A 1,348-nucleotide genomic window follows, 5' to 3' on the forward strand; every position below is an offset into this window, starting at 1 on the left:
GTCGGCTTGGACGAATTGTTAGAGCCCGACCAGCGGAACTCCAATAGCCCGCTAGGGACTACGGCTGACGTAGCAGCTGCTGCTGGCGCGACGAACTCAACCACGGGCCCGGTGCTGAAGTTGGCTAGGACACGAGCGACCGGCTCACTGCCCACGAACCCAATGGCGCAGGTGTGAGTGGACGAGAACTGCAGGAAGCCAGCACCAATGATGCGTTGGATAAATGAGCTAAAGGCCTCCGTCTCAGACACCTGGAGCACCAGCTCGAGCGGCAGTGTTTGGTCGTCCGCGGCGCAGACAGGCTTCCGCGTGACTGTGATCTCCTTCACTGCACTCTCCATGAAATAGGTTGAGGGCTCTAACACCGGAGTTAAGCCGCGCCGCGAAGCGGCGTCGGCTTGAACGAGTTGTTAGAGCCCACACGGAGATGCCGAGCCGGCTCCAACTTTATGAGCGAAGAATGCCACGGCCGGCGACCGCGAGTGGCTCGCGCACGCTGGCAGCTAAGGGCGGGGCGCGGAAATGGACGAGTGCTAGAGCGAGGCACGCGGCTGGCGATAGGGATGCGGTACGCAAGCCGTGATGGAGCAGGGCGCCGCTGGGTGGAGCGAGAAGCGTCGAGCCGCCAGACAACCACTACGACCTCTAAGAAGAGTCGGTGGTGGGCGCTAACACCTGAGTTAAGCCGCGCCGCGAAGCGGCGTCGGCTTGGACGAATTGTTAGGCGCTCTGCTATTGACCATTGAACTCGACCTGCGAGATTTGACGGGTGGCTGGATCAAATACTGCGCCCCAAAACCAGCTGCCGCCATCACAGACAGTCATGGCCCGACTTCGCCACGAGCGGGTGCTCTGCTGGGCGACTGCCGCTTGAACCTTCAGCACGTCCGGGTGAAACGCGTTGATGTAGACAACCGGGCGGCCCGAGACCGTGATGCCCAGGTATTGTCGATAGTAGCGGGCTGGGGGCACCGCGCCATGCCAAGTTGGCTCGCTGGCGAGACCTTCTACTGCACGATCAACGGCGCGGCCCTGCGAGGGCGATAGACGCCACGGATTTGCGGCTCCAGCCACCGACGAGCGCGAGCACTGACTTAGCAATCGATCGAATTCGGAGACTGACAAGCGTTCACTGCGCGGCATCTGAGGCGACGCGCTACACCCTGCAGTTACAGCGAGCACCAAGAAGAGAGAAAGCCGCATCAGACGCCTAACACCTGAGTTAAGCCGCGCCGCGAAGCGGCGTCGGCTTGGACGAATTGTTAGGCGGCAATGCCATTCTCGACCGCGAGCGCTTCTACCGCGGGCCAATCCAGCAGCGATCGAGTCATGGGCCAAGCACGACTAA

Annotated in this window: 1 protein-coding gene; it reads right to left on the reverse strand. The window is 61.7% G+C overall.

The genetic code is table 11. The features are described from left to right. Positions 1-329, reverse strand: a 329-nt coding sequence (locus EVS83_RS15945; protein ID WP_208108773.1) for a hypothetical protein, incomplete at its 3' end; no start/stop codon positions are given. Positions 330-1,348 lie beyond the last annotated feature (1,019 nt).

The sequence above is a fragment of the Cognatilysobacter terrigena genome, from assembly GCF_004361065.1.
GTDB classification, from domain to species: Bacteria; Pseudomonadota; Gammaproteobacteria; order Xanthomonadales; family Xanthomonadaceae; genus Cognatilysobacter; species Cognatilysobacter terrigena.